Here is a 20,748-nt window from a genome sequence, read left to right as displayed (position 1 = left end):
TTTGTTGCTATGAGGTCGAATAGAAGCCCCGGTATGGGCGTGCAAGGTGAAAAGCGCGGGTATCCATGGGATCGACCGGCCAGAGAGGCGCCGTGAAGCGCCTAACTGATCAGTGCTTCGTCGCGGCGATGAGTTTGCGGATGAGGTTTGCAGGCTCAATCCAGAAGTTGTCCGGCAAATTGCCCTTCATCTTCTGCTCGAAGCCGTGCCAGTCATAGCGATCATCACCTTCGGGGATCTTTTCGCAAACCAGGCTCAGCTCAAAGGAGCCATCATCGTTGCGCGAAACGCCGGTGAGAATTTCACCAATGCGCGTATCCGCCCAAAGAAGGCCGTTCGCATCAAATTCAAAGTCGTGAACATCCATCGTCTCGCCGGCGATCGCGGAAATGCCATGAAACATGGAACTGCGAGCATCCTGGCAAGCCAAGCCTATCAGCTCAGCAATTTCACCTGGAATTGCCATTTTTATGCGGAAAAAGCCGTCGCCGTGCCTTTCAGTGCTGTTCTGAATTGTAATCTGCGGATGATGGATCATCGCTGTGCTCTCTTGTTCGTTGCTGACAAGATGACAGTAGCAAGAGCCATCGAGGGTTGCGGTCGGCAGCGCGAGGGATATTAGTCCTTGAAGGCGTCCGGACTGGCCTCAAAGTTCAGTTTTTCCAGCAGCTCAAGGTTCGCCGCCGTGGCAAAGCGATTGACGATGAACTGCTTGCCACGGATCCAAAGTCCAGAGAAAAGCGGCATCAAATTGGTGTTAATCGTGGTGATGGGCGTAGAAGGAAATTTAAGCTCCGACACTGCGCCTTTTTCGCTGTTTATTTCTTCTAAAAGCGGCCCATGCCTTTTGGTCGCTTCATGTGAAAGAATGTATTCGCCGCCCTGCATCAAGCCCCAAGTTTCAAAGATACCATCTGTCGCGTAGGCATACATGGGAATATCGTCTTCCGGGCCCGGACGCCCCAGGACCAGACCACCAAGGCGAGCATCCATGATCCGCATGGTTTCAAGCTGCGCATAAAAATCTTCGAAGGTGAGCCGGTGATGCCACTCGCCGCATTTCGGGCAGTCGGTCACATTAATAGGGAAAACTTCTTTGCATACCCTGCATTCGAGCACCTCGGCGATTTCAACGGTAAACGGATTAGGCACTTGAGGATCCTGATCGAGCAGACTTGAAAAATTGGCGTGTTAAGTTTATCTTGACCGGAGTAGAGGGTGGAGCTGGACACTCCACCCTCCGCTTTACTGCTAAGCTAGGAATTGGAACCGGACAGTGGCTTGCCAGCCTGTCCGGTTTTTCCTTAGCGTCAGCGTGATGCTAAATGGCAGATACCACATAGATCACCTCCGTTTTCGAGAGCGAGGCCACTCGCCTGTGTCGGTGCGGCCTATCCTCACCGACGCGCCGGCTGGCACGACGCACGCTGCTTTCGCTCTCGAACCTCTAATTTATAGCGACTATTTGCTTGGCTGTCGGCTGGTAATTTCAGGCGTCACGCAAATTTAAGTCTCTCTTCTTAGCGAGATATCTGTTCACGTATTGGTATGACTTTGGGCGTTTAAGCATGGTTGCGAATGGCTCATCAGTCGATAACGCGACAAGATCGCCATCCAGCCACCCCTTTGCAAATTCGGCTCCCAGATCGGAAAGGTAGTTCTTCTCAAGGGCGGCCGCATAGAGTTCGCTTTTGTTGAGAAACATCCTATGGGCGTGATGGGTCTGATTTTCGGCGCCTACCAGTTCGTGAATTTGCTCCATGTCATCCGAGAGTTTTCTCAGTGTCTCGATTTCGGCGAGACCGACGGAATGCCGATACTGCTGTATCCCGAACCATGCAGCGTAAACCGCTGACAGTGCCATCAAAACATTGGCGCCGGTGGAAATCCAATCGGCCCAACTTGAACCGTCATTCAGGAACCACTTGTCGATATAATAGGGGATTGTTGCGTGAATCGTCGCAATCAAAACCTCAATCATTTTTTGGTTTCTTTCGACGGGTCAGGTTTTGCGGCCAGGTTAGCGAAGCCTTGTCTTAGATCCGACCCGTAGGCCTTTATTACAATACCAGAGGCCGTCTCGCGGCCCGGCTTCGCCACTGGCTTCTTGATCGTGATTTTCTTTTCGCTCATTGCCTGTTTCCTACTGCATCGTAGGTTGATTATCACAACTTTGGCGCCTCGCGGAGTGCAATTCTCCCCTTTACACCCCTGAATTAAATACGTCCGATAATGCAACATTATCGGACGTTATTTAACCTCGACACGCGGGGCGCTTTTATGGTTAATAAATGGTTAAACCGCTCCAAGGACACGGTCCTTTAGTGCTTGGTGCGAGCTTTCAGCCACTCGTCAAGTGCCGCGTCACACAGCGCAGGCGCCTCTAAGTCGGACGGGTCGGCGACATGCGCAATGTAGAGCTTGCGAATGCGTATGGCCGTGGCATCGCCAGCTTCCACTGCCTCATCCAGTTCATCGACATAGGGTTTGATCTTGGCGTTGAGTGCGCTCATGCCTGGTTAATCTCCTCTTGGGTCGCCGGTCGGACGCCTTGGTGGTAGAAATTCATGCAGTCGTCCGTCATCCAGCCGTCGCCGCGATGGTAATCCGCAGTGATGCCGTGAACCACGAACCAACCCTTACCAGGCGGCTGGATCAGACCCTGGATGGTGTAGTCGAGGAATCCGCCGTAGGATAGCTCGTAGTTGGCCGCGCCCGTCACACCGTCCTTGCCGGCGATCACGGTGCAAACCTCGATGCTGAAGTTCTTCCACTGGTGCTTAGGGCCGCGTGGATCGTGCATGACAACCTCGATCAGCACGTCTTCCGGCGCGGTGAAGTCGAAGACCTCCTTCTCGTCTGCCTGAGCATCGGGAGTGAGGATGAGTTGCGTCATGCCAATGCCTTTCTCAACGTGTTGAGATCCAACACCTCGTCGCAGAGCGTGATCTGGCAGTTGAAATCTCTGACGCCTTTATCGTTGATGCGGGTGAACTGCCCGCCGCCCGGATTGTGCAGAAAGCCCAGATTGTGCTCCGCGACCAGCGCCATGATCGCGGCGTGAGCCTTCTTGCTGTCGCAGTAGGAGCCGTGCCAGACGCAATCATCGAACTCGTCGTAGATCGTCGGCCCAAGGCAGGTCGGACACACGTCCTCGCCGGTGTTGCTGCTCGGATCGTGTTCGACCTTCCAGCCGGCCTCACGGGCAGCCTGTTTCGTCCGTCCGTCCTGGTTCCACGGTAGATTGAGCGAAAAGGTGCTCTCCTTGCACCGGTCGCAGCAAATGTAGCGTCCACCCTGGGGCATCACTTGCACTCCGAGACAGCTTTGACGAAGAAGTCGCGGAGTTTCGCCAAGTCTTCTTTCTCGTAGACCAAGAAAATGGCCTGCGATTGAAACAGGCCGTCACGACCCACGGTCTCGATATCGAGCGGATAGGAAACGCCGTTGTTCTTCATATCGTCCCAGCGATCAAAGAGCTCATCCGAGCCGGATGCCTCGATGTTGGTCAGCGAGGTTTCATACCAGTCGCCGGTGCCTTCGGTAAATGCGGTGTCGCTCTTGATGCGAATGTCATCCCAGCCGTAAGGCTGAGAGGCCTGGCAATAGACAGCGCCGGCAGGCAAGGTGAGAAAGGTTTTGCGGTCAACGATCTTCATGCTGGCAATGTCTCCTGGATCCAAGCCTTTGGAATGATGCGGATGCGATAAGGAACTCGGCGACCGACTGCGCGATGATCAAGTGCATCGCGCTCTGCAATCCGCCGATTAGCGCAAGCGACGGCATACTGTAGCCTGCCGTGCGGGAGCTCGATGACGTTCAAGAACAGCGCGTCACCAGGACCTGCCCACGCTAGGTCATCGACGCTGCCAAGAAGAGGCCAGCCAATGCGAAAGTCCCTCATCAGTCCACGCTCCACATTTCGACCAGCTCCTCGATCGTGTCGTAGACGATGGTCTTGCCTTCGACGGTATGAACGATCAGGTAGTCCTTATTGTAGCCGTGGGCGAAGCGCATGGACTTGCCATCCTCGTTCTGCCACGGCTGCGTCTTGAGCGGCAGGCGCGAAACCGGCCAGGAGCTGGGATTGCTGATCCTGTCCGCGTCTTGCTTCATGCGCTTGGTCTTGTAGAACGCCTTTAGATCGCGCTTTTTCCTAGCGCGCTTGTGCAGCTCCTCGATCAGCCAGTCAGCAGGTTTATCCGCGCACATGGCGAGCTCAGTCAGCTCGCTGACGTCGGCGCCGGACAAGAGAATGAACGGTTGCAGTTCCGGATCGAGCTTCAAACCTTTCCAGAGTTCATTCGGCTCCATCGGTGATCTCCTCGATCGGCGAAAGTTGATTCCAGTTCCAAGAATCGCCATTCTCGTCTTCATAGGTGGTCTCGCCGTCTTCGTCGGCGAGCGGCTTCTGCGTGTCCCAGTGGACCTTGCTGTCCCCTGCATACTGGGGCGTGCCGTCGCTCTTGAAGCCGCTAACCCATGCCGTGACGAGAACATGCTCGCACACGCCAATGACCTGCGCGCCGGTGGGTGATTTGTAGCGCCGCGGCTTGTCCTGTTCAGCCAGGTAGTTGCTGAGCGCGTCCTCGACCTCGGTCTTAGTTACGAGCTCCATCACCTTCACAGCGGCGTTCCAAGCCTTTTGCGAGCGCGGATCGCTTGCCTTCCAAAACTTGTGCCCCTCGGGCGCCTCATAGCCCGTGCCGACGAGCTCCGAGAGCAACAATCGCGCCAGGTCGTTTGTTTCCATGACGATCTGCTCGTCGGTTCTCATCAGGCGATCTCCTCGACGATGACGCGATATGCCTTGCCGGCGTGTTCGCAGGTGAAGGTGTTGGGCTTATTGGCGTCCAAGGTAAGCTGATCGATGATGATCGCATCCGGCGTGTCGTAGTCCTGCATCGCCTCGATTGTGCCGAGGATCCTGTTGGCGATCTGGTTGCAGTCGGTGCTCATGCGGCTTCTCCTTCGTTCATCCAGGCGTCGAGCCGGTCGTTAGTGGAATGGTCGGCAATCTGCTCTTCCGGATCGCCATTTGCGTCATTGACGATGAAGGCGTAACCCCAGTGCTTCTTGCGCTCATCGACGATCCAGACGTGCATTTCGTCGCACGCCTCAAGCGCATCCTTGGCTTCAGCTGCGCTCGTGCCCTCATAATCTGCCTCTTCCTTGTCTTCATAGGCGCAGATCATGGTGAGACCGCTGGCTTCGCAGTGCTTTAACAACTGTTCCAAAGTGCGCATTTTGTATTTCCTTTCGTTGACTATGTTTAATCATAGCAAGCGAAATCGAGGATTACGGTAGGCAGCAAGCGGTTGTTTTCACTGCCTAAATAGATAGTCAGAAGCGCCCGAAATTCGGGTGCGAGACGTAAGGGCTGGCCGGCTTAGGAGCTGGCGCCGGCTCGTTTGCGGCTCTGAAGGCGTCGTATCCTTTCTTCACCACGGACAGCCGGCCGCGTGCTTCCACCTTCCAGTGAAAGTCGCCATCATCGTCAATCCAACTGGATACGCTGGCTGCGGGCTGGTCTGGCGACCGAACGTTTTGTTGGCGCCAAAGACCATAGGTGATGCCGCAAACCTCGAAGTTGCTCTCATCGTTTGTCCATTCGCCGTGGGGAAACAGCCTGTCGAACTCGACATAGCCAATGCCACCCTCCACAACTGGCTTACCGGTCACGCGCCCGAATATCGCGTCCATTTCCTCAATTTCACCGGCGTCGAAATGCTCCCAATCACCGTCGATGAACCGGCTGATCGAGCCAAAGTTTGGATTCCGCCTCGTGATGAAAAGCGCATACTCCGAGGTCTGCTCTTTTAGTGTGAGCGCGTTCTTGTCGTAGTCGGGCGTATTCATAGTTTCATCTCCAACTGCCCTGTGACCTGGCGCCAGCAGTCGATGACCAGGCCGTGGTCGGCTTTGTATTGCAGCTCTCGGCCGAGGTGCCCGGCCAGCCGGAAGTTCACCTGCTCGAGGTAGACCCAGCCGAAACGCCGGCCGCCCAGATGCGGGCACTCGTCTATATGGCGCAGGAGCTCTGTGAGATAGCCTTGACCGCGGGACTGGCCGGCAAGCGTGATGTTGTGGATCGAGAAGACGCCTTCGCGCGCTGCATTCTCGATCCGACGGGTGCCAAAGCGCCAGGTGAGCGTCCAACGATCATTGCTGAACTCGCCGCGCTGACCGTTCGTCGCAATCGACTTGTGCAGATCGAGGAGAAGACTCTTGGTGAGTTTTCTCATCAGTTAGAACCTTCCGAAGTTTGGATTGTCAGCGTAAAGAGCCGTATCCACCCATTCCTTCTGCAGGCGCCATTGCTCTTTGTAAGCGTCTGCTTCGTCCTGAACTTCAAGACCAATGCGCTGCACCAATGACAGTTCTGGAAGACGAACTATGTCAACGTGGTAGCCCTCCGGCGACTTATATAACTCGAAGACATGGGTTTGATCGCGCTGATCGCCGCGGTAGACGCTTTGGATGCAAGGCGCGCTCATGCGTATTGCTCCCGCGCCAGCTCGTTCATGCGTTCGTGCGTCAGGTTCTCCGAGACGCGGGCGCAGAGCGGCGTGCCGCGGCCCTGGCTGGCGCCATTGATGGCCTGACCGCAGGGTGGGCAGTAATAGGAATAGGTGCCGGCGTTGTAGTAGACCGCGTTTCGGTTGTCGCAGGCGCCGCGATTGCACTCGCCGTTGAAGACCCGCCCCTTAAACTTTAAGCCGTGGCTCTCATAGCGGCTGGGATGCGACGGCTGGATTTCGCCCACGGTGACGACCTCGAGCTGTTGCTCCTCGGTCATGCCGGCGTAGAAGCCTGTAATAGGGCGCGGTTCCAGCTCAACATTGCGGCTGTCCGCGCGAGCCGCGTCAAACACGCGGTTTACGCGATTGAAGCCGCGGTTTCGTTTTTCGATCTTGCGTGTCAGTCTGCCGATCGCGCCCATCAAGCCACCTTCCTTTCGAGTTCCTCAATCTTCTCCCAGATGGCCGAGCGCGCCTCGTCGATATCCGGTTCTTCCTCGAACACGGTCTCGGTGGAATCGAGCAGCCAGGACGTCAGATTGTCGAAAGCGCGAAGCAGGTCGCCGGCGTCCGGTGCTGTCTTCAGGCGTTCGACAGCGGCGTTTTGAAACGCGACGATCTCATGCGCCTGCTGTTCGTCCTTGGCTGCGCCAAGCGAAACGCTACCGGCCCAAACCTCGTCGTCGTGCTGGACGTGCCACTTGATCATTGCAGCCATTCCACTTCGACGTGGGAGATCTGCGAGAGAACAATCCACATTTCTCGCGGCTGCCCCTCGGGCGCGCCGATAAAGCCGTGCGCGAGGTGATTATCGCTGTGAAGCTTCAACAGCTCAAAACCCGTGATGGTCTTGCCGCTGAGGAGTGTAATATTGAGGCGACATTCCAGTGGCCCCTCATTACCCTCCTCACCGTGACGAACAGCGTCCTGGGCAATTTGCGTGAAAATGTGAGCAGCGGCAGTCATTACCATTTCTCCGGTGTCGTGCCGGCCTGGGTGAGGTTTCCGCCAAACCAGGCCTTGAACCATTCCCATGCGCGATCTGAGCCGTCATCAACAGCAAGCTGCGCAGCTTCATGCATCGTGTAGCCAGCGTGTTCCCACTGGCCGTCCGGACGTTGCTTGTTGAGGTCGATGACGACGATGTGCTTGGGTATCGATGGAACTGTCTTGGTCATTTTCTTCTCCTAAGTCAATATTGACTTACTAACGTTCGCACATTGCGTTGTGGATTGCGGGTGGATTTATGTGGCAGGTGCGAGAACAGCACGCCGGTTGCTGACATCACCCCGAGCCGCACGACGGATCTGGGCGATCACGTTGAGTTCCGAACGGCCGGGCATTCCGCCGTCGCCTCGGACCTTCTTTGGCACAATGCCTGCCATCGTCTCGTTGACGAAAATCCGAATGTGCTTTGCGCCCTCGTCTAGGCGCCAGCAGTCACCGAGCTCCTCGAGAACTCGGCGCGTCTTCTTCGGCAAGCAATTCAAAGCGTTCATTGATTCCTCATGCTGTTGTTTCTATTTAGTTATTGCACGATAGCGTCAGGGATACTGTCGGGATCGTTCGGTATCAAAACCGCCCGTAGTTCGGGTGGCTGGCGTATGGACTGGCCGGAATGACAGGTTTCTCGGGCACGGGCGGGCGGTAAGGGCTGTCGGCGAACATCAACCAGGTGCGGTCGAAGTGCTCGACCACTTCCTCATACGGCCCGTCAGGGATCGGTCCTTCCGTCGTCGCGCCAGTGAGAAGGTCGGTTACGCGCCAGGTCCACCTTCGCTCTCTAATCGAGACAGCTTCGCCATCATCCGTCGTGCCGAGACCTTCCCATTCTTCCGTTTCGACTAGGAAGCCGACATAGCGATCACACCGGCGCTCCTCGAGAACCGCCTCCTGATCCATCAGTAATCCTCGGCGTAGAAGATCGTCAGAACCCGGTGCGTAACCTTGGGATCGGCCGGATCATCCGAGCCGGTGAGCATATTGCGGTCACGGTAGTAGTCGATCTTCCAGTAATATTTCTGATCGCCAATCTGGAAGGCGCCGAAGTCGTGCTCGCCGTGCGGATCGTTGCCTTCCTCGAAAGCAGTGAACTCCTGCACCTGCTTTGCGGCCGCGCTGATCTCGTCGACGTCGGCATTTGCCATGCTACCCGCGATAATGATCGAGCCGCTGCCTCTGCCGGCGCGCAGCGCGTCATTGAGCTCGCGGATCTTGGCTGTCTTCTCTTCCGTCATCCGTCTCTCCTCGGCTAGGCCAGGCAGCCCTGTTCGCGTGAATAGTTCATGAATTGCAGGATCTTCTGCTTCTTGCGCCGGATAAGCTCGCTATCGCCAAACAGCGAAATGCCTTCTTCCTCGTGGAGCAGCTCGACGGTGGCGAGCAGGTCGTTCCACTCGAGGTTCAGCCGCTCGGTATTGTCGAGCTTTTGGCCGGGTTCGACCTCATTGATGCCGAACGTCTGCGCCTTCGTCGCGCGCTGAGCGACCTCGAGGCATTCCTCGATTAGCTTGGTGAGCAGATATTCGCGCTTGTTCATCGTGCCCAATCCCGAATTGACGCAGCCCCCATCACAACGCTGGCGAGGGCGAGACTCATTGAAGCGCTGTGAAGAGCGTTGACGCGATTGCGCGTGTCGCCCCACTTTTGATCGCGGTTCGCGCTGGTGACTCGCTGTGTCGATTTCTCGCGCTGTTTCTTCTGGTTCGGGCGCGACCGGTGCTTCAGCTTCTTCATCAGAACTTTCCTTCCTTGATCAGTTGGGCCGCGATCGCGGTTTTCGCCTGTTCGAGCCAACCGTCGCGTTCATCCGTCGTGAAGCAGCCGTCACCCTCTGGGTGGCCGTCGAAGATCGTCTCCCCGCCGCATTCCGGATAATCGACACGGAAGTAGCCGTGCCGGAGCCGCAGATAGCCGACGGGCTCGCCGTCACGGAATGCGTCGTATTGTTCGGGACAGGCGCCGCAGGTTTGCACCAGGTCGATTTCGATCTTTGTGACCTTGGTGCCTTCCGGCCAGCCTTCGGCGTCCTCATGCTTGTCGCACGCATGAAGCTCGCGGCCGGCAAAGAAGCAGCCACAAGCGAGGCTAATGATCGAGACGCTCATGCTGCTGCCTCGACATGCTGCCGCGCCAGGGCGTCGATCGCGTCTTTCTCGCTGATATGGGTCAGCGAATATTCCTCGCAGCCGCAGATCGGCTTTCTGGAAGGCTTGACGATACTAAACGGCACGACCTCGATGGCCTCAACGCGACCGCATTCGGTGCATTTGAGGTAATGGCGCGTGCAGCTTCGCATCAGCTTTGCAAGTTTTTTAGGCTTCAAGGCGAATCTCCTTCTGCTGGCGTTCGATCTGATCCATCGTCATCGACCAAAGCGTCTTGTCGGCGCGCAGCAGCACGCCCATGACGTCCACCTTCTCGCGCAAGAAGACCGGTGCGAAACTCGGCGCCAGCTCGGCGATGTTCTTGGTGTTGTCGTAAATGTCCGCGAGCTTCACGGTCTGGACCCGGCCAGGCGCCTTCTTGAGCCGCTCGACGTTGAGTTCGTGGCGCTTCATGCGATTGCCGGCTGACTTCTCGACATTCGTCAGAAAATACATGCCGTCGGCGATCTCCGGGCCGAACAGCGTGCGGATCGTCTGAAGGGTAACGCCGGTGTCCTCGACCGTATCGTGCAGCCATGCCAAGACAACCTGCTGCCAGGTGTGATCGGGCAGCGCTCCAACGAAAGCGGCGACGGAGCGCGGATGCACGATGTAGGGCTCGCCGCTGTAATTTCGGCGCTGGTTGATCGCTTCGTGCGCGGCAGTTGCGAATGCTTCTGCCTTTGCAATTTGAGCAACGCCATAGGTGGAGTAGACTGTCATCGTAACCTCCTGATCAATCAATGTTTATTTATCGCATAACGCGTGCAGGATTGCGGTAGGATCGTTCTGGCTAGAAGCGGCCGAAGTTCGGGTTGGCCTGCCTCATCTCCTGCTGCACTTGGCGAACGGCAATCTGGTGCAAACCCTGGGCGCGGCGATCGGCCTCCTCGAGAGACCGGAACGTTTCAACTACGGCGCGCTCGCCACGGACCTCGTAGCGGGCAGTCTTGCCGGCCTGGGGATTTGGGTTGCGCGGGTCGCGCTTATCGACCTCGACGAGCCACACCTCAACGCGGCTGCCGGGCCATTTCGAATCTTTGTAGACCAGCTCCGGCCCGAGAACTGAAATAGGCGCCAATACCCGCGAAAACTCGTCGATGGAAAGCTTGGTGCTATTCATGACCCTGCTCATCTCATCGAGAATTGCGATCGTCGGTTTGGTGCCAGCCAACGTCGATCTTGTGACAGGCGGCGCCTGGGACTTGCCGTGGCGCCTGGCCGGCATCTGATATGTGACCAGGCGTTCGTCTGCGTAGCGGTTCATCATCGGCTGGATCTGGCTCAGCCAGTCGTGCTCTTTCTTGATTAGCTGCCCGATGATACCGGCGTCAAAGTTGAGGGCCATTGGTGTCTCCGTTGTTGATTTGCTGATAGCGGCTCATTTGCCGGTGGTCAATCAATATTTATTGACTGACCATACCAAAAGAAAACCTGACCGGATAAGATCGGGTCAGGCTGCTTGCTGTGTCTGTTGTGCGACCCAGGCGTCGAAGGAGGCGTCACTCTCGACGTCAGTGCTTTTCAGCGCAGCACCCACGGCACGCATGAGAACGCTGCGCTGATCTTCGGGGTAGTCAACCAAAGCCTTGACCGGGCACTCGTCTGCGTCGGGATTGAGCGCAAAGAATTGCCTCGTCATCGTTGTGAGGAACGCATTGCAGGCGAACTCGAGGCGTTTACGATTGATCTTTTGCACGCAGGCCGGCCTTTGTCATAATGAAGTTGATGCTGGCTCGGCTCCATTTGGCAGAGCGGAGCGGGGTCACGCCGCTATTGTCCAGGACCGTTTTAATTTCGGCGAGCGAGGCCGTCGGGTTGTCGGCAAGGATCCTTTGGATAATCGGCATGATCCGATCGTGCCGCTCAAGAGCGGCCGCCTTTGATGCCACTGCTGACGCCTTGTTGGCAAGCTGCGTGCGCTCAGCCGGCGTCATTCGCTTTTTCACCAGTCGGCAGCCGGGGAACAGCTCATCGATCAGATCGGGACGCTTGATTGCGCATTGACGGATGAGCGCCACGATCTGTTCGCCGGTGCGCTCAGACGCCGGCATATCGTTAATCCGCTCTACGAGGGTCTTGGGGCTATTGGACATTGGCATTCGCAGCCGGAATCCCAGCTACCCCTTCATTGACGGCAAAGTTCAGGATTGTCTGCTGAAGCTCGGGCGAGTGTGCGACAATCGACAAAGCCATGAGAAGCTGACCGTTGAGCAGCGTTTGCTGTTCCTCGGAGGTCAACGAGCTTTGCAATTTTTGCAGGGCAGCCGTGTTAATTTGTTGTTGAAAACATTCCACGGTTCCATCCTTACGGATTACCAACCCGCAGTCGCCATCATTGACGACAAAAGCCCGCGCCGTGGGCTCTTCTTCGATAGAGGTTTCGATAATTCGTAGGGCATCGGTGATCATACTGGTCCTCTCTCAATAGCGAAATCTAGGGATAAGATCTCGCCGGAAATTGTTTAGTCTCTAAGTTAAAATAGCGAGTTAGACATCGGGTTGCGTGATTTTTTTAACGGTTCATCTTGTGTGCGGATTCCCGATAGTTTATTTGACTGTGAGCCCTAAAAGGGGCGGATTTTCCAAACATCAAAGACTCGGGTTGCCACACGGCTCGAAATAGCTTAGGAATGTAATCCTAAGAGCATAACCTAGTGAAAGGGAACTAAGATGCACCGGCGAGTATTCGAAGACACAATGCAATCACTGAAAGCCTCAATCCTGGCTCACACCGCAACCTTCTTCGAGTCGAGAGGTGTGGTCTTTGATAAAGCCGGCTACGAGACGCAAGCCTCGACCAACCTGGATGACGTCAGCCGCGAAATGATGTTCTTCGGCGCAAATTCCTTTCCTGTTCAAGAGGATGCCATACAAATCAAACCCCTCACGGCAGCCGCATAACGAGCGGTGATGCAAGAGGGGCGCTACCTGGCGCCCCCACTCTTCCAGTCTTTGTTCAGCTTCTCCATACCCTTCCGAGCCTCCTCGCCAATGTAGTTAGGATGTTTTTCCCAAAACGTCAGCGACCGCTCACATATCTTCAGTTCTTTCTCCGCCTGCCACTTCTCATCGCGCGTGCCATTGGCCGCGATGAATGTTAGATATAACTTATTTTCGAAGTGCCGAAGATACGCCTTCGTGCCATCCATTCGGCTGATGGAAATCCCGCTGAAGTTTCCGCGCACGCTCTCATCGTATATCAAAGCCATATCGATCTCCATTTTTGACTAATGAAGTAATATTGCAATAAATCATGAGGATTGCGGGTGGTTATACTCGGAAATGGGCGGCATTTAAAAAGTTTAACGATACGTTAACGGGTCAAAATTTCAATTTAGACGGAATAGGCGGCGCCTGGGACGCGCCGCCTATGATTGTAGACCTTGTGTGACAGGCATTTGCCGCTTTATGAGGCAGCGAGCGCCTCTGCTTTCGGCTTCTTCTTGTTTCGCTGCCAGGGCATTTCGCCGGCCATGATCGAGCCACGGGGCATGATGCGGTCCTCGATGCGCGCCAATCCAAACTTTTCGATCTGGCGCTGGACCTGCTCGGCGTTCTTGTAGGCGCTGGGTAGCTCGGAGACGTCAGGCCTGCCGGTGTAGAAGCGCACGTCGAGCCCCTTGGTCTCGCGCTCCATGATCTCGGCCACGTTGAACGGAGACAGGCCTCTTGCGTCACCGCCAAACTCTTCAATCAATCGCTTGATATGCGCCGTCCGTGACAGATTACGGCCGGCGCCGTGCGGAGCGAAGTTGAGCGCCTCATCGTTGTTGACCAGCGATGACGCGACCAGGATCGGCTGCGACATATTCATGGGGATCAGCGTCAGGCCGCGATTGTCGTCGGCAAAGCCCGTGTAGGATGGCGTGGCACCTTTGGCGTGGTAGAACAGGCCGTCAGACTTCTGGAACACGAAATTATGTTCGTTCCAGAAGCGATCGACCACAGCGTTCCCCAGCACCATCGCAGTTTCGTCGTGAATGGCGTAGTGATTGAGCTTCGTCCACTGCCGCACGATCTGCAGCGCATTCCAGTAGTGCTGCCCTTGCTCGCTGTCGGCCTTGATCCAAGCGTTGTGCGCCGGAACGCGCCCGGCGACGATGCGCGTGTGCCGCTCTGCTGCTGCCTTACCGCGCTTGTAGACCTGCCCACCGAGGCCACGCGAGCCGTGGTGCGTGACGATCGCCGTCTGACCGGTGGACTCGACCTCGCCGGTGTAGAAGAAATGATTGCCGTCGCCTTGGGTCATGAAGTGCTCGATGGCGTATTTCTCGAGGCCGGCGAGGAAAGGATTGTGCTGGAAGAGGTCGATCAAGCGGTTGAGCTCGGCGTGGTGCCAGGCTGCAACGGGACGACCGCCTGGACCGAAGTGCGTGACCTTCATCGCCGCATCGAGCACCGGCCCGACATCGACGCCGCGCTTAAACACCGAGATTGCCATCGAGCAGCAGACGTCGGCCGAGTGAAAGCCCGGATGGATCGCGTCTTTGGTAGCCACAACGCCACCGACGGGGATTGTGCCCATCTGGCTACCGGAAGGGCAGGCATCAGGCATAACGGCGCCACGCTCGATCGTAGGGGTGCGCATGAGCGCGTCCATATGTGCGATCACGGACGCGGTGTTCTGAATCTCGTCCTCGCCCTCGGGCTCGATGAACTGTCCAAACGAAAAATTGTTCGTTCGCAGCGGAATGCCCTCTGTGACGGCCGGCATAACGCGCAGCGTGAACAGGTGGTCGATAATCTGTCGATCGGTCTTGCCTTCGTCGCGCATCTGGTTGGCGAGCGGGATCGCGTCTTTAAACCAGGCGCCAGGCTCCAAGCCCCACGTCGTCAGTGTTTTGCCTGAAATGTTGTTCAATTCCGTCTTCCTTTCAAATGCAGTTGGAATCTGTTTTTCGCAGTTTCGGTGTAAGGCTCGTAGCTCGGGCGATAACTGTTGCCATCTTCAGCGACGAAATAAGCCATGACTGGATCGTAGGAGGTAATGGCGTATTCCATGTTGAACTGACCGACGCGCATCCAGCGAATTGTCTGATCGCATTCGGCCTTCGTGCGGGCTTCAAGACCCAACACGAAGGAATAGCCAGCAGGGCTGATTGCCAGGAGGTAGTAACCCCTAGCCATCGGGATCGTCCCAGGTCTTGTTGAAGCGGCAGTTGGCCGGCATACCGTCGAACATCGGCTTGATCTGCAGACGCTTATAGCCGGCGAGGCCGCAGCCGATCGGTGTGACTTCGAAGGTCAGGTCGGGCCGGCTCTTGGCGAACACGATGAAGTCGTTGACGTGCCGACGCACCTCGCTGAGCGGCAAGGTTTCGATGCGACGATCCTTGGTTGGAATGCCATAGGACTTACCTTGCAGGCCGATGCCCTGGCCGTAGATCGCGCCATGAAAATTCTTGGCGAACTTTGCCGCGCCGGCGCCGTGAATGCCGGCGAGGTTCGATCCAAATACGAAAATGTCAGTCATCCTCGTCCTCCTTCGTTTCGACGCCAGCGTCATCATTCGTGACCCAAACCCACGCATGAACCCAGGCGCCGGGGTCAGATCCAGGCGAGACGATGGCGTCGTCATCGATTTCAAGTTCATCGGTTGCGCCGCCCTGTGCCGCTGCACGGTAGGGATCGGCCGGATCGAAGTCCTTTCGGGCCTCACCGAAATGATCGAGCGCCGCCTGAAGCTCCTTTTGCGTCTCGGTGAGACCGTCGATATAGGTTTTGTTGAGCGCCTGGTTGCCATCCATCAGGCGCTCAATATCGCGCTTGACGCCGCTGATGCGTCGGGCGAGCGCAGACTCAATCAGCGTCATGCGCTGGTCATCGAGGTTGATCCACATCAGCGAGCCTCCGCAAACGCGACCACATTGACGCCAGTTGGTGCGTGCCAGGAGAGAACGGCTTCGCTTTGAACGTCCGGGATCTGAAAGATACGCAGATCGTTTTCGTCGGCATCACCGGCAGGCTTGGTCGAGAGTGAACTTTCCCAGCCTTCCGGGTCGCTTAGCTCCCACTCCTTCCACAGCTCGAAAGCCCTTTCGGGGCTCTCGGCGCGCACGAACAGGCCGACGTCTTCGCCGTCACTGTTCGAGCCTTCAACGTAAAAGAGGTGCGTGACCTCAACCATCGATAGCCTCCGCTTCGGGTTCCGGCTCGGCGACTGGCGCAACGTCGGTGGACAGGGGCGAAACTGCATCGTTCGACCAGGTGCTTTCCTTGATCGCCTTGGCTTCGCCAGCTTCCATCGGCGACACGCCTTCCTTGACGGTGATTTCGAAAGTCACCGACTGCGTGACCATGCGTCGGCGAGTGATTTTGAACTTAGGCATTGGCATTTCCTTCCGCTGTTGACCGCGCCACAATGCGCGGTCAGTCAAAGTTGATTGATAGGTGCTAACGTGTTTGTAGCGTCAGCGCCAGTGATTTTAGGCTGCGTTCGCGAAAATTTCGCGCAGGCGTTCGGCGACGGCCGAGTTGTCGTTGAGCACCAGGGTATTCTTCTGGCGCGTGGCGATCTTGGCCGCTTCGAACAGCGTCATGATCTGACCGGACTGCGACTGTGCAGTGCCCTGCTTGTAGGTCGCCTTATACATCGTCGTGATGTCCGTGCCGGTGATGGTCTTCTTCTCGTCCAGCAGCTTGAAGGCTGCGGTGACATAGACCGACGGCTGCTTGCCGGCGTTCAGCGCGGCGAAGAGATTTTCGAACTTTTCGGCGATTTTCTTCTGCGAGGGCAGGGCAGCCATCACAGTCGCCTTGTTCTTTTCAAGAGCATCAGCTTCCATCGTCGATGCGTCGCCTTCGAGCACAAATACCTTCGCGTCGAGCGATGCCATGTCGCGCGGAGTGCGCGGAGCAGACGGGGCGCGCGGCGCGCGGGGCGTGGTTGCCGGCTGGGTCTTGGCTGCGGCAGCAGTCTGGGCCGCGTTTTCGGCGACGCTCATCTCGCTTTCCTGCGAGGCGTAACCTTCTTCGCGGTCGATCGACATTTCGAGTTCGTCCAGATCGACGTTTTCGAGGTCTTCGTCCGTGACGACGGCCGCAGGCTCGTCTTCGACAACTGCCGAGGCTTCGACAACCTCCTCCACCTCGTCCGAGATTTCTTCGCCGCCCAACCCGTCGAGCTCGAGGTCATCGAGAATGTCGTCGAGATAGGCGAGGGCTGCTACGGTCGAGCCAGCGAGAGCGGTCATGTTCTTCGTCATTTCTGTCTCCTTTTCGAGTTCGTTCAAGTCGTTGTTTTCTCTTGCATTGTCTTTATAGCGCTTCATTGATTGGAACTCGGTAGGATAATTCAGGCTGCGTGCTGGATTTGGACGGGCATTGTTGCTGGTGGCACGATGCCGAAGCGACGGGCCTGGAAGAGGCTTTGCATCATTCGGTCCACGTCATAATCCGCGGCGTGCGCCAAGGCCGGATCGTAATTAACGTCACAGGCAAGGCACAGCTCCTTCAGCGAAGGCTTCTTGCCGTCGGGTGTCGCCCAACTGAATTGCATGGTGTCAATAATCTCGCGCTTCGGCATGACCAGCCCGACTCGCTTGAACTCGTAGGTGACGAAATCGACGTCGAACGAGGCGTTGTGCGCGACGATGATATCAGCCTTGGTGAGAAAGGCGTGCACCTTTGGCGCAACCGTCTCCCAGGTCGGCTTACCGACGAGATCCGCGGATGAGATCTTGTGGATCTCCTGTGCGTCCTTGGAGATCGAGCGCTGCGGGTCGATCCGCTCATTCAGCGCCTTCAGCAGCGAGGTGCCTCGGTAGAGACCGACATAGACCTCGACAAAACGGTGATCGCCGTATTCCAGGCCGGTGGTCTCGGTATCGAAACCTGCTTCGATTGGCTCGCTCATGCAAATTCTTCCTTCAGTCGTTTCAATTCGTCCAGGCTGATGCCCTTGTGTTTCGCTATGATATCGATGATCTCCCAGGGGCGCGGGTGGGTGCGCTTGGCGCGATCGTAGCTATCCCAGAGGTCGTTCATTGCGTGTGCGCAGTCTTCGGCCATAGCGCGCCCAGGAAAGCGAATAGCGACCTCGGGTGACAGTGAGCCGCATAACTGCAGGATCGTGCGCCCACGCCGCTCACAGAGTCGCCAAGAGCCATCCTCATCGTGTCGAGCTCCCCAAGCCACTACGCCGCTTCCTCGATCGTCATATCGGCGCTATCCTGAAGCGTGCGATCGGTTGCGGCTGACCAGTCGAGCTGCTCCCACTTCTTCATCGCTTCGTCGCGGTCCCGCGCTCGAATGGCGTAGGTTGCCGTGTGGACTTCGGTGCAGGTGACAATGAATTCGCGGTCGTCTTCCTGCCCTTCAGCGGACGCCAATTAACAGGTGGCAATCCGGAAGCGGGCTTCAGAACTGCCGCGATCACAGGCTCGACCTTTTTCGACTCACTCACACGCTCGCTCATCCAAGGAATGATCGCGTTATAGCCATCTTTGGCAATTTCCTTGGGTGGCTGGTCAACGCAGGTAATGGTTCGGCCGGGGAACGTCTCAGCGCCTTCCACAGACACGATACCGCCTTCGAAGGCGAAGCGACCGTTCCAGGCGCCATTAACGCACAAGAAGTCGAAACCTTCGTCGTCCAGGCGCGTAACACGCGCGAGAACGCCAGCGTCGATGAGGCACAAATCGTCCAGCTTAGGTTTCAGGGTCATACCTGACCCCACAGGCAGAAGGTTGCGAGCGCGCTGAAGCCGATCAGCACTGCGGCGATCGAGCTCCACAAGATGATGTGGCAGTCGCGGTTCACACGTGAATCCATGTTTTTCCCTCCAAGATGTTGACGATTGTCGATCTCGCGACGCCGTATTGCTTGGCGATCGCCGAGGGACTCTCCGCCGAGGCGCGTATCTCGACGACCTGCGGAGCGGTGAGCTTTGCATTTGAGTTTTGCGAGCCACGGCCGGTCTTGAGGCCGTTGGCGTGGGCGTGCTTCTCGTTGTCGCGCCCCGTTGACCACTCAAGCTGATATTCGCCCCACTTCTCGACCAGTTCCGGTGTGGGCTGCTTGAGGTAGTTGTGACTCTTGTCACCGTCGATGTGATTGACCTGCGGCAGCTTCAGCGGGTTCGGCAGAAAGGCCAGGGCGATCACGCGGTTCACGAGGACGGATTTCGTGATGCCTTTGAAGGTCAAATTGAAATAGACCCGCTGCGTCGCCTTGTGCGTGCGCTGCTTGATCAGATGGACTTCGCGGCTCATCGACTTCAGGTCGGCGCTGATCCACTTGCGGCGCCAGACCGTGCCGTCCTCGCGTGGAATGATGTATTTGATCCGGATGGCCTCGAGCAGCCAGGCGTCCTTGTCGAATTTCATTTCTTCTGGCCCTTGAGGATCGTGCGCAGTGCAGTGTGAATGGTTTCGAGATTGCGGCTGTCGCTTTCGAAGATGAGGCCGGCGCTGACGTCCCAAAGCAGGCTGACCAGGAGATAAAGCTCCCGGTCGCTGATGATGCTTTTCGTGTGTGCGTCAACGCGGCGCTTGAGCTCGTGGTTGACCTTGCGGCTGAGCTCCTCGACGTGCGTCGGCCATTCAGCGGCTTCAGGAGTAATCGCCGAGGAGACAGTCATTGAACGCTCTTTCTGTAAATCAATGTTGACTGACTATAGTTTAGCGACGAATGGAAGTGAAGCGTATTTCGAGCGGCGCGCGATGGCTTCTTCGTATGCGTCGAGGAAGAACATCTTCGCTTCGAAGGGGTTCATCATTTCGATCTCATAAGGCGCCACGAGCGTATCGTCGTGCAGGAGGTCTTTGGATTCCCAGGTCTCGAGTTCGCTCTTAGGAACGATCTGCCTCGCCTCGGCGGCGCAGACGGCATCATCGGCGATCTTGATTTCCTTGGGCAGTGGGAAGACGAGGTTGAACCGCCCTGCGATGGCATACTCGGCCTTGTCCTCAAGCGGCTTGTAGACCGGATGAACGCGCGGATCGTGCTTGATCGGCCGGATCATATCGCTGAGCAGGTATTCCGGCGCATCGTGCAGCAGGCCTTCCAGCTCGAGATCCGGTCGGTTCATTTCCTCGCGCAGGTAGCGGGCGACGAGAACCGAATGCTCGGCGACGGAGAAGTAAATGCGGCTGCGGAACTGCTTGTGCTGCGTAGCGCCGTTCCAGCGACCGTTGCAGGCGAGGTGATGTGCGACCACATCGATGTTAACCTCACTGGCCTGTGGGTCGAACGGATAGATTTTGCGACCGTTCGCCGAGTGCATGTAGGGGCCGCGCACGGGCTGGCCGTTTGTCATTTCGGGCAAGGGTCTCTCCTAAAGCAGTTTGTCGATCGCCAACAGGATGACGGCGAAGATGAGAAAAATAGTGGCGCCACGGTAGTTGCGACGCAGGCGGTTTCGGACGCGGTAGTGCTGCATTTCTTTCCTCTTGAGTTGGGTCGGCACCATTGCCGACCCATAGTTGCCTGGGAGCAGCCGTTACGCCGCGATGCTGAGAGCCGGGGTCTCCGACTTCCACTTGCCGTCAGAATGCTCGAAGGTTTCCTTGAGCAGGACGCGCGGGCCGGCCAGGTAGATAATGATGCCTTCCGGCTTCATGAAGCCGGGCACCTGGCGGGAGCCTTCTGTTGCCAGGTCGCGCATAACCTGGTTGACAGCTTCGCGGGTAAACTCGCCAGCATAGAGCACCGGCACGCATTCGCAGCAGGCAGGGCGCACGTTCGCGTCAGACCAGCGCCCGGAATTGAACAACGCAAAACGCTTCTCCGCGAGGCCGTAGTTGCGCTGGATGCCGTTGCCATACCACTCGCCGAAGTGAGTGCCGTCGCCGAGCTTGGTGACGAGTTCTTCCTCGTTGCGCTCAACCCAGGCGGCGTAGCCGTAGTTGTCGGTTTCCCTGCCGGGCTTAATCCAGCGTTGACGCGATCCGACGCCGACGATTTTGTTATCCTCGATGACGATCTGACCGTTGCTGCCATCGAGCTTTTCGGTGATGACGCAGCCAAAGCCGGTCTTGGCGCGGTTGATCTTCTGGAAGCTTTCAAATGGGCGATCGGGAAGAGTAACAGGCATTTCGTTTCCTTATTTCGAGAGGGAGGTGGCCGACGTCATCGCC

47 protein-coding genes are annotated in these 20,748 nt (G+C 57.0%); 1 reads left to right on the top strand and 46 read right to left on the bottom strand.

The genetic code is table 11. The features are described 5' to 3' along the window. Positions 1-109: 109 nt before the first annotated feature. The 31 genes from PYR65_RS30005 to PYR65_RS29855 form a co-directional block, all read right to left on the bottom strand. Positions 110-538: a hypothetical protein gene (locus PYR65_RS30005; RefSeq protein WP_276122683.1), complete on the bottom strand. Its 429-nt coding sequence runs from the start codon at positions 536-538 to the stop codon at positions 110-112. A gap of 80 nt (positions 539-618) precedes the next feature. Beyond that, a complete protein-coding gene (locus PYR65_RS30000; RefSeq protein ID WP_276122682.1) occupies positions 619-1,152 on the bottom strand; it encodes a hypothetical protein in 534 nt (177 codons plus the stop codon). A gap of 337 nt (positions 1,153-1,489) precedes the next feature. Continuing rightward, on the bottom strand, positions 1,490-1,981 hold the full coding sequence (locus PYR65_RS29995) for a hypothetical protein (protein WP_276122681.1): 492 nt from the start codon (positions 1,979-1,981) through the stop codon (positions 1,490-1,492). Continuing rightward, on the bottom strand, positions 1,978-2,133 hold the full coding sequence (locus PYR65_RS29990) for a hypothetical protein (RefSeq protein ID WP_276122680.1): 156 nt from the start codon (positions 2,131-2,133) through the stop codon (positions 1,978-1,980). The genes PYR65_RS29995 and PYR65_RS29990 overlap by 4 nt, the downstream gene beginning before the upstream one ends. Before the next feature lie 188 nt (positions 2,134-2,321). Next, a complete protein-coding gene (locus tag PYR65_RS29985) occupies positions 2,322-2,513 on the bottom strand; it encodes a hypothetical protein (protein WP_276122679.1) in 192 nt (63 codons plus the stop codon). Next, positions 2,510-2,896, bottom strand: a complete 387-nt coding sequence (locus PYR65_RS29980) for a hypothetical protein (RefSeq protein WP_276122678.1) — start codon at positions 2,894-2,896, stop codon at positions 2,510-2,512. Before PYR65_RS29980 ends, PYR65_RS29985 begins: the two co-directional genes overlap by 4 nt. Further along, positions 2,893-3,306 (bottom strand): hypothetical protein, encoded by a 414-nt coding sequence (locus PYR65_RS29975; protein ID WP_276122677.1) that lies wholly within the window; start codon positions 3,304-3,306, stop codon positions 2,893-2,895. The genes PYR65_RS29980 and PYR65_RS29975 overlap by 4 nt, the downstream gene beginning before the upstream one ends. Then, on the bottom strand, positions 3,306-3,659 hold the full coding sequence (locus tag PYR65_RS29970) for a hypothetical protein (RefSeq protein WP_276122676.1): 354 nt from the start codon (positions 3,657-3,659) through the stop codon (positions 3,306-3,308). The genes PYR65_RS29975 and PYR65_RS29970 overlap by 1 nt, the downstream gene beginning before the upstream one ends. 244 nt (positions 3,660-3,903) lie before the next feature. Beyond that, positions 3,904-4,314 (bottom strand): hypothetical protein, encoded by a 411-nt coding sequence (locus PYR65_RS29965; RefSeq protein WP_276122675.1) that lies wholly within the window; start codon positions 4,312-4,314, stop codon positions 3,904-3,906. Next, on the bottom strand, positions 4,301-4,777 hold the full coding sequence (locus PYR65_RS29960; RefSeq protein ID WP_276122674.1) for a hypothetical protein: 477 nt from the start codon (positions 4,775-4,777) through the stop codon (positions 4,301-4,303). Before PYR65_RS29960 ends, PYR65_RS29965 begins: the two co-directional genes overlap by 14 nt. Then, a complete protein-coding gene (locus PYR65_RS29955) occupies positions 4,777-4,959 on the bottom strand; it encodes a hypothetical protein (protein WP_276122673.1) in 183 nt (60 codons plus the stop codon). Before PYR65_RS29955 ends, PYR65_RS29960 begins: the two co-directional genes overlap by 1 nt. Continuing rightward, positions 4,956-5,246 (bottom strand): hypothetical protein, encoded by a 291-nt coding sequence (locus PYR65_RS29950; protein ID WP_276122672.1) that lies wholly within the window; start codon positions 5,244-5,246, stop codon positions 4,956-4,958. The genes PYR65_RS29955 and PYR65_RS29950 overlap by 4 nt, the downstream gene beginning before the upstream one ends. 97 nt (positions 5,247-5,343) lie before the next feature. After that, the gene (locus tag PYR65_RS29945) at positions 5,344-5,859 is read right to left on the bottom strand and encodes a hypothetical protein (RefSeq protein ID WP_276122671.1); all 516 of its coding nucleotides are present in this window, start codon (positions 5,857-5,859) and stop codon (positions 5,344-5,346) included. Further along, positions 5,856-6,245, bottom strand: a complete 390-nt coding sequence (locus PYR65_RS29940) for a hypothetical protein (protein WP_276122670.1) — start codon at positions 6,243-6,245, stop codon at positions 5,856-5,858. Before PYR65_RS29940 ends, PYR65_RS29945 begins: the two co-directional genes overlap by 4 nt. Before the next feature lie 3 nt (positions 6,246-6,248). Continuing rightward, positions 6,249-6,497: a hypothetical protein gene (locus tag PYR65_RS29935; RefSeq protein ID WP_276122669.1), complete on the bottom strand. Its 249-nt coding sequence runs from the start codon at positions 6,495-6,497 to the stop codon at positions 6,249-6,251. Beyond that, positions 6,494-6,943 (bottom strand): hypothetical protein, encoded by a 450-nt coding sequence (locus PYR65_RS29930; RefSeq protein WP_276122668.1) that lies wholly within the window; start codon positions 6,941-6,943, stop codon positions 6,494-6,496. The genes PYR65_RS29935 and PYR65_RS29930 overlap by 4 nt, the downstream gene beginning before the upstream one ends. Further along, a complete protein-coding gene (locus PYR65_RS29925; RefSeq protein ID WP_276122667.1) occupies positions 6,943-7,230 on the bottom strand; it encodes a hypothetical protein in 288 nt (95 codons plus the stop codon). Before PYR65_RS29925 ends, PYR65_RS29930 begins: the two co-directional genes overlap by 1 nt. After that, positions 7,227-7,487, bottom strand: coding sequence for a hypothetical protein (locus PYR65_RS29920; protein ID WP_276122666.1), 261 nt, complete (start codon positions 7,485-7,487; stop codon positions 7,227-7,229). The genes PYR65_RS29925 and PYR65_RS29920 overlap by 4 nt, the downstream gene beginning before the upstream one ends. Beyond that, positions 7,487-7,699: a hypothetical protein gene (locus PYR65_RS29915; RefSeq protein WP_276122664.1), complete on the bottom strand. Its 213-nt coding sequence runs from the start codon at positions 7,697-7,699 to the stop codon at positions 7,487-7,489. Before PYR65_RS29915 ends, PYR65_RS29920 begins: the two co-directional genes overlap by 1 nt. A 66-nt stretch (positions 7,700-7,765) precedes the next feature. Further along, on the bottom strand, positions 7,766-8,020 hold the full coding sequence (locus PYR65_RS29910) for a hypothetical protein (RefSeq protein ID WP_276122663.1): 255 nt from the start codon (positions 8,018-8,020) through the stop codon (positions 7,766-7,768). 73 nt (positions 8,021-8,093) lie between these two features. Continuing rightward, positions 8,094-8,423: a hypothetical protein gene (locus tag PYR65_RS29905; RefSeq protein WP_276122662.1), complete on the bottom strand. Its 330-nt coding sequence runs from the start codon at positions 8,421-8,423 to the stop codon at positions 8,094-8,096. Beyond that, entirely contained in the window at positions 8,423-8,758 is a 336-nt protein-coding gene (locus PYR65_RS29900) for a DUF3768 domain-containing protein (RefSeq protein ID WP_276122661.1), read from the bottom strand. Before PYR65_RS29900 ends, PYR65_RS29905 begins: the two co-directional genes overlap by 1 nt. Positions 8,759-8,772: 14 nt before the next feature. Beyond that, the gene (locus tag PYR65_RS29895) at positions 8,773-9,060 is read right to left on the bottom strand and encodes a hypothetical protein (protein ID WP_276122660.1); all 288 of its coding nucleotides are present in this window, start codon (positions 9,058-9,060) and stop codon (positions 8,773-8,775) included. After that, the gene (locus PYR65_RS29890) at positions 9,057-9,257 is read right to left on the bottom strand and encodes a hypothetical protein (RefSeq protein ID WP_276122659.1); all 201 of its coding nucleotides are present in this window, start codon (positions 9,255-9,257) and stop codon (positions 9,057-9,059) included. The genes PYR65_RS29895 and PYR65_RS29890 overlap by 4 nt, the downstream gene beginning before the upstream one ends. Then, positions 9,257-9,628 (bottom strand): hypothetical protein, encoded by a 372-nt coding sequence (locus PYR65_RS29885; RefSeq protein WP_276122658.1) that lies wholly within the window; start codon positions 9,626-9,628, stop codon positions 9,257-9,259. The genes PYR65_RS29890 and PYR65_RS29885 overlap by 1 nt, the downstream gene beginning before the upstream one ends. Then, positions 9,625-9,846: a hypothetical protein gene (locus PYR65_RS29880; protein WP_276122657.1), complete on the bottom strand. Its 222-nt coding sequence runs from the start codon at positions 9,844-9,846 to the stop codon at positions 9,625-9,627. The genes PYR65_RS29885 and PYR65_RS29880 overlap by 4 nt, the downstream gene beginning before the upstream one ends. Then, positions 9,836-10,390 (bottom strand): HD domain-containing protein, encoded by a 555-nt coding sequence (locus PYR65_RS29875; RefSeq protein WP_276122656.1) that lies wholly within the window; start codon positions 10,388-10,390, stop codon positions 9,836-9,838. The genes PYR65_RS29880 and PYR65_RS29875 overlap by 11 nt, the downstream gene beginning before the upstream one ends. A 70-nt stretch (positions 10,391-10,460) precedes the next feature. Next, on the bottom strand, positions 10,461-11,015 hold the full coding sequence (locus tag PYR65_RS29870) for a hypothetical protein (protein ID WP_276122655.1): 555 nt from the start codon (positions 11,013-11,015) through the stop codon (positions 10,461-10,463). A gap of 105 nt (positions 11,016-11,120) precedes the next feature. Continuing rightward, on the bottom strand, positions 11,121-11,366 hold the full coding sequence (locus tag PYR65_RS29865) for a hypothetical protein (RefSeq protein WP_276122654.1): 246 nt from the start codon (positions 11,364-11,366) through the stop codon (positions 11,121-11,123). Continuing rightward, entirely contained in the window at positions 11,347-11,721 is a 375-nt protein-coding gene (locus PYR65_RS29860) for a hypothetical protein (RefSeq protein ID WP_276122653.1), read from the bottom strand. The genes PYR65_RS29865 and PYR65_RS29860 overlap by 20 nt, the downstream gene beginning before the upstream one ends. Before the next feature lie 31 nt (positions 11,722-11,752). Further along, positions 11,753-12,079, bottom strand: a complete 327-nt coding sequence (locus tag PYR65_RS29855; RefSeq protein ID WP_276122652.1) for a hypothetical protein — start codon at positions 12,077-12,079, stop codon at positions 11,753-11,755. Positions 12,080-12,367: 288 nt separating this feature from the next. On the opposite strand from PYR65_RS29855, the gene PYR65_RS29850 reads away from it, so the two are divergent. Then, positions 12,368-12,571 (top strand): hypothetical protein, encoded by a 204-nt coding sequence (locus PYR65_RS29850; RefSeq protein WP_276122651.1) that lies wholly within the window; start codon positions 12,368-12,370, stop codon positions 12,569-12,571. Between the two features lie 23 nt (positions 12,572-12,594). Here the strand turns inward: PYR65_RS29850 and PYR65_RS29845 are convergent, their stop codons facing one another. The 15 genes from PYR65_RS29845 to PYR65_RS29775 all read right to left on the bottom strand — a co-directional run bounded on the left by PYR65_RS29845 (position 12,595) and on the right by PYR65_RS29775 (position 20,705). Next, positions 12,595-12,879 carry a hypothetical protein gene (locus tag PYR65_RS29845; RefSeq protein ID WP_276122650.1) on the bottom strand — a complete coding sequence of 95 codons (285 nt, stop codon included), beginning with the start codon at positions 12,877-12,879 and terminating at the stop codon, positions 12,595-12,597. A 197-nt stretch (positions 12,880-13,076) separates the two neighbouring features. Further along, entirely contained in the window at positions 13,077-14,531 is a 1,455-nt protein-coding gene (locus tag PYR65_RS29840; protein WP_328518538.1) for an RtcB family protein, read from the bottom strand. Next, positions 14,528-14,797 (bottom strand): hypothetical protein, encoded by a 270-nt coding sequence (locus PYR65_RS29835; RefSeq protein WP_276122649.1) that lies wholly within the window; start codon positions 14,795-14,797, stop codon positions 14,528-14,530. The genes PYR65_RS29840 and PYR65_RS29835 overlap by 4 nt, the downstream gene beginning before the upstream one ends. Next, entirely contained in the window at positions 14,790-15,143 is a 354-nt protein-coding gene (locus PYR65_RS29830) for an A1S_2505 family phage non-structural protein (protein WP_276122648.1), read from the bottom strand. The genes PYR65_RS29835 and PYR65_RS29830 overlap by 8 nt, the downstream gene beginning before the upstream one ends. Then, positions 15,136-15,510, bottom strand: coding sequence for a hypothetical protein (locus tag PYR65_RS29825; RefSeq protein WP_276122647.1), 375 nt, complete (start codon positions 15,508-15,510; stop codon positions 15,136-15,138). The genes PYR65_RS29830 and PYR65_RS29825 overlap by 8 nt, the downstream gene beginning before the upstream one ends. After that, entirely contained in the window at positions 15,510-15,797 is a 288-nt protein-coding gene (locus tag PYR65_RS29820) for a hypothetical protein (protein WP_276122646.1), read from the bottom strand. Before PYR65_RS29820 ends, PYR65_RS29825 begins: the two co-directional genes overlap by 1 nt. After that, positions 15,790-15,999 carry a hypothetical protein gene (locus tag PYR65_RS29815; RefSeq protein WP_276122645.1) on the bottom strand — a complete coding sequence of 70 codons (210 nt, stop codon included), beginning with the start codon at positions 15,997-15,999 and terminating at the stop codon, positions 15,790-15,792. Before PYR65_RS29815 ends, PYR65_RS29820 begins: the two co-directional genes overlap by 8 nt. Positions 16,000-16,095: 96 nt before the next feature. Further along, positions 16,096-16,875, bottom strand: a complete 780-nt coding sequence (locus tag PYR65_RS29810) for a hypothetical protein (protein WP_276122644.1) — start codon at positions 16,873-16,875, stop codon at positions 16,096-16,098. An 89-nt stretch (positions 16,876-16,964) separates the two neighbouring features. Then, the gene (locus PYR65_RS29805; RefSeq protein WP_276122643.1) at positions 16,965-17,525 is read right to left on the bottom strand and encodes a 3'-5' exonuclease; all 561 of its coding nucleotides are present in this window, start codon (positions 17,523-17,525) and stop codon (positions 16,965-16,967) included. Continuing rightward, positions 17,522-17,656: a hypothetical protein gene (locus PYR65_RS29800; protein ID WP_276122642.1), complete on the bottom strand. Its 135-nt coding sequence runs from the start codon at positions 17,654-17,656 to the stop codon at positions 17,522-17,524. Before PYR65_RS29800 ends, PYR65_RS29805 begins: the two co-directional genes overlap by 4 nt. Positions 17,657-17,891: 235 nt before the next feature. Continuing rightward, entirely contained in the window at positions 17,892-18,335 is a 444-nt protein-coding gene (locus PYR65_RS29795) for a hypothetical protein (RefSeq protein WP_276122641.1), read from the bottom strand. 91 nt (positions 18,336-18,426) lie between these two features. After that, positions 18,427-18,996, bottom strand: coding sequence for a helix-turn-helix domain-containing protein (locus PYR65_RS29790; protein ID WP_276122640.1), 570 nt, complete (start codon positions 18,994-18,996; stop codon positions 18,427-18,429). Beyond that, positions 18,993-19,250, bottom strand: a complete 258-nt coding sequence (locus PYR65_RS29785) for a hypothetical protein (protein WP_276122639.1) — start codon at positions 19,248-19,250, stop codon at positions 18,993-18,995. Before PYR65_RS29785 ends, PYR65_RS29790 begins: the two co-directional genes overlap by 4 nt. Positions 19,251-19,283: 33 nt before the next feature. Continuing rightward, complete coding sequence (locus tag PYR65_RS29780; protein WP_276122638.1) at positions 19,284-19,937, bottom strand: HD domain-containing protein; 654 nt, start codon at positions 19,935-19,937, stop codon at positions 19,284-19,286. A 174-nt stretch (positions 19,938-20,111) separates the two neighbouring features. Continuing rightward, positions 20,112-20,705 (bottom strand): RNA ligase family protein, encoded by a 594-nt coding sequence (locus PYR65_RS29775; protein ID WP_276122637.1) that lies wholly within the window; start codon positions 20,703-20,705, stop codon positions 20,112-20,114. Positions 20,706-20,748 lie beyond the last annotated feature (43 nt).

Origin of the sequence: Pararhizobium qamdonense, from assembly GCF_029277445.1 — a bacterium.
Lineage (GTDB): Bacteria > Pseudomonadota > Alphaproteobacteria > Rhizobiales > Rhizobiaceae > Pararhizobium > Pararhizobium qamdonense.
Note: the sequence above shows the minus strand (reverse complement) of the source record. Positions and strands in the feature narration are given on the sequence as shown.

Excerpts from the sequence above, each read along its gene's own strand:
- PYR65_RS29890 (WP_276122659.1), bottom strand. The coding sequence starts at position 9,257 with ATGAAGAAGCTGAAGCACCGGTCGCGCCCGAACCAGAAGAAACAGCGC.
- PYR65_RS29920 (WP_276122666.1), bottom strand. The coding sequence starts at position 7,487 with ATGACTGCCGCTGCTCACATTTTCACGCAAATTGCCCAGGACGCTGTT.
- PYR65_RS29860 (WP_276122653.1), bottom strand. The coding sequence starts at position 11,721 with ATGCCGGCGTCTGAGCGCACCGGCGAACAGATCGTGGCGCTCATCCGT.
- PYR65_RS29825 (WP_276122647.1), bottom strand. The coding sequence starts at position 15,510 with ATGTGGATCAACCTCGATGACCAGCGCATGACGCTGATTGAGTCTGCG.
- PYR65_RS29985 (WP_276122679.1), bottom strand. The coding sequence starts at position 2,513 with ATGAGCGCACTCAACGCCAAGATCAAACCCTATGTCGATGAACTGGAT.
- PYR65_RS29940 (WP_276122670.1), bottom strand. The coding sequence starts at position 6,245 with ATGAGAAAACTCACCAAGAGTCTTCTCCTCGATCTGCACAAGTCGATT.
- PYR65_RS30005 (WP_276122683.1), bottom strand. The coding sequence starts at position 538 with ATGATCCATCATCCGCAGATTACAATTCAGAACAGCACTGAAAGGCAC.
- PYR65_RS29775 (WP_276122637.1), bottom strand. The coding sequence starts at position 20,705 with ATGCCTGTTACTCTTCCCGATCGCCCATTTGAAAGCTTCCAGAAGATC.
- PYR65_RS29950 (WP_276122672.1), bottom strand. The coding sequence starts at position 5,246 with ATGCGCACTTTGGAACAGTTGTTAAAGCACTGCGAAGCCAGCGGTCTC.
- PYR65_RS29900 (WP_276122661.1), bottom strand. The coding sequence starts at position 8,758 with ATGACGGAAGAGAAGACAGCCAAGATCCGCGAGCTCAATGACGCGCTG.
- PYR65_RS29800 (WP_276122642.1), bottom strand. The coding sequence starts at position 17,656 with ATGAACGACCTCTGGGATAGCTACGATCGCGCCAAGCGCACCCACCCG.
- PYR65_RS29990 (WP_276122680.1), bottom strand. The coding sequence starts at position 2,133 with ATGAGCGAAAAGAAAATCACGATCAAGAAGCCAGTGGCGAAGCCGGGC.
- PYR65_RS29915 (WP_276122664.1), bottom strand. The coding sequence starts at position 7,699 with ATGACCAAGACAGTTCCATCGATACCCAAGCACATCGTCGTCATCGAC.
- PYR65_RS29790 (WP_276122640.1), bottom strand. The coding sequence starts at position 18,996 with ATGAAATTCGACAAGGACGCCTGGCTGCTCGAGGCCATCCGGATCAAA.
- PYR65_RS29845 (WP_276122650.1), bottom strand. The coding sequence starts at position 12,879 with ATGGCTTTGATATACGATGAGAGCGTGCGCGGAAACTTCAGCGGGATT.
- PYR65_RS29835 (WP_276122649.1), bottom strand. The coding sequence starts at position 14,797 with ATGGCTAGGGGTTACTACCTCCTGGCAATCAGCCCTGCTGGCTATTCC.
- PYR65_RS29970 (WP_276122676.1), bottom strand. The coding sequence starts at position 3,659 with ATGAAGATCGTTGACCGCAAAACCTTTCTCACCTTGCCTGCCGGCGCT.
- PYR65_RS29830 (WP_276122648.1), bottom strand. The coding sequence starts at position 15,143 with ATGACTGACATTTTCGTATTTGGATCGAACCTCGCCGGCATTCACGGC.
- PYR65_RS29855 (WP_276122652.1), bottom strand. The coding sequence starts at position 12,079 with ATGATCACCGATGCCCTACGAATTATCGAAACCTCTATCGAAGAAGAG.
- PYR65_RS29805 (WP_276122643.1), bottom strand. The coding sequence starts at position 17,525 with ATGAGCGAGCCAATCGAAGCAGGTTTCGATACCGAGACCACCGGCCTG.
- PYR65_RS29980 (WP_276122678.1), bottom strand. The coding sequence starts at position 2,896 with ATGACGCAACTCATCCTCACTCCCGATGCTCAGGCAGACGAGAAGGAG.
- PYR65_RS29795 (WP_276122641.1), bottom strand. The coding sequence starts at position 18,335 with ATGACCCTGAAACCTAAGCTGGACGATTTGTGCCTCATCGACGCTGGC.
- PYR65_RS29885 (WP_276122658.1), bottom strand. The coding sequence starts at position 9,628 with ATGAGCGTCTCGATCATTAGCCTCGCTTGTGGCTGCTTCTTTGCCGGC.
- PYR65_RS29820 (WP_276122646.1), bottom strand. The coding sequence starts at position 15,797 with ATGGTTGAGGTCACGCACCTCTTTTACGTTGAAGGCTCGAACAGTGAC.
- PYR65_RS29905 (WP_276122662.1), bottom strand. The coding sequence starts at position 8,423 with ATGGATCAGGAGGCGGTTCTCGAGGAGCGCCGGTGTGATCGCTATGTC.
- PYR65_RS29815 (WP_276122645.1), bottom strand. The coding sequence starts at position 15,999 with ATGCCTAAGTTCAAAATCACTCGCCGACGCATGGTCACGCAGTCGGTG.
- PYR65_RS29870 (WP_276122655.1), bottom strand. The coding sequence starts at position 11,015 with ATGGCCCTCAACTTTGACGCCGGTATCATCGGGCAGCTAATCAAGAAA.
- PYR65_RS29895 (WP_276122660.1), bottom strand. The coding sequence starts at position 9,060 with ATGAACAAGCGCGAATATCTGCTCACCAAGCTAATCGAGGAATGCCTC.
- PYR65_RS29945 (WP_276122671.1), bottom strand. The coding sequence starts at position 5,859 with ATGAATACGCCCGACTACGACAAGAACGCGCTCACACTAAAAGAGCAG.
- PYR65_RS29910 (WP_276122663.1), bottom strand. The coding sequence starts at position 8,020 with ATGAACGCTTTGAATTGCTTGCCGAAGAAGACGCGCCGAGTTCTCGAG.
- PYR65_RS29875 (WP_276122656.1), bottom strand. The coding sequence starts at position 10,390 with ATGACAGTCTACTCCACCTATGGCGTTGCTCAAATTGCAAAGGCAGAA.
- PYR65_RS29930 (WP_276122668.1), bottom strand. The coding sequence starts at position 6,943 with ATGGGCGCGATCGGCAGACTGACACGCAAGATCGAAAAACGAAACCGC.
- PYR65_RS29960 (WP_276122674.1), bottom strand. The coding sequence starts at position 4,777 with ATGAGAACCGACGAGCAGATCGTCATGGAAACAAACGACCTGGCGCGA.
- PYR65_RS29935 (WP_276122669.1), bottom strand. The coding sequence starts at position 6,497 with ATGAGCGCGCCTTGCATCCAAAGCGTCTACCGCGGCGATCAGCGCGAT.
- PYR65_RS29925 (WP_276122667.1), bottom strand. The coding sequence starts at position 7,230 with ATGATCAAGTGGCACGTCCAGCACGACGACGAGGTTTGGGCCGGTAGC.
- PYR65_RS29785 (WP_276122639.1), bottom strand. The coding sequence starts at position 19,250 with ATGACTGTCTCCTCGGCGATTACTCCTGAAGCCGCTGAATGGCCGACG.
- PYR65_RS29995 (WP_276122681.1), bottom strand. The coding sequence starts at position 1,981 with ATGATTGAGGTTTTGATTGCGACGATTCACGCAACAATCCCCTATTAT.
- PYR65_RS29955 (WP_276122673.1), bottom strand. The coding sequence starts at position 4,959 with ATGAGCACCGACTGCAACCAGATCGCCAACAGGATCCTCGGCACAATC.
- PYR65_RS29850 (WP_276122651.1), top strand. The coding sequence starts at position 12,368 with ATGCAATCACTGAAAGCCTCAATCCTGGCTCACACCGCAACCTTCTTC.
- PYR65_RS29975 (WP_276122677.1), bottom strand. The coding sequence starts at position 3,306 with ATGCCCCAGGGTGGACGCTACATTTGCTGCGACCGGTGCAAGGAGAGC.
- PYR65_RS29965 (WP_276122675.1), bottom strand. The coding sequence starts at position 4,314 with ATGGAGCCGAATGAACTCTGGAAAGGTTTGAAGCTCGATCCGGAACTG.
- PYR65_RS29810 (WP_276122644.1), bottom strand. The coding sequence starts at position 16,875 with ATGACGAAGAACATGACCGCTCTCGCTGGCTCGACCGTAGCAGCCCTC.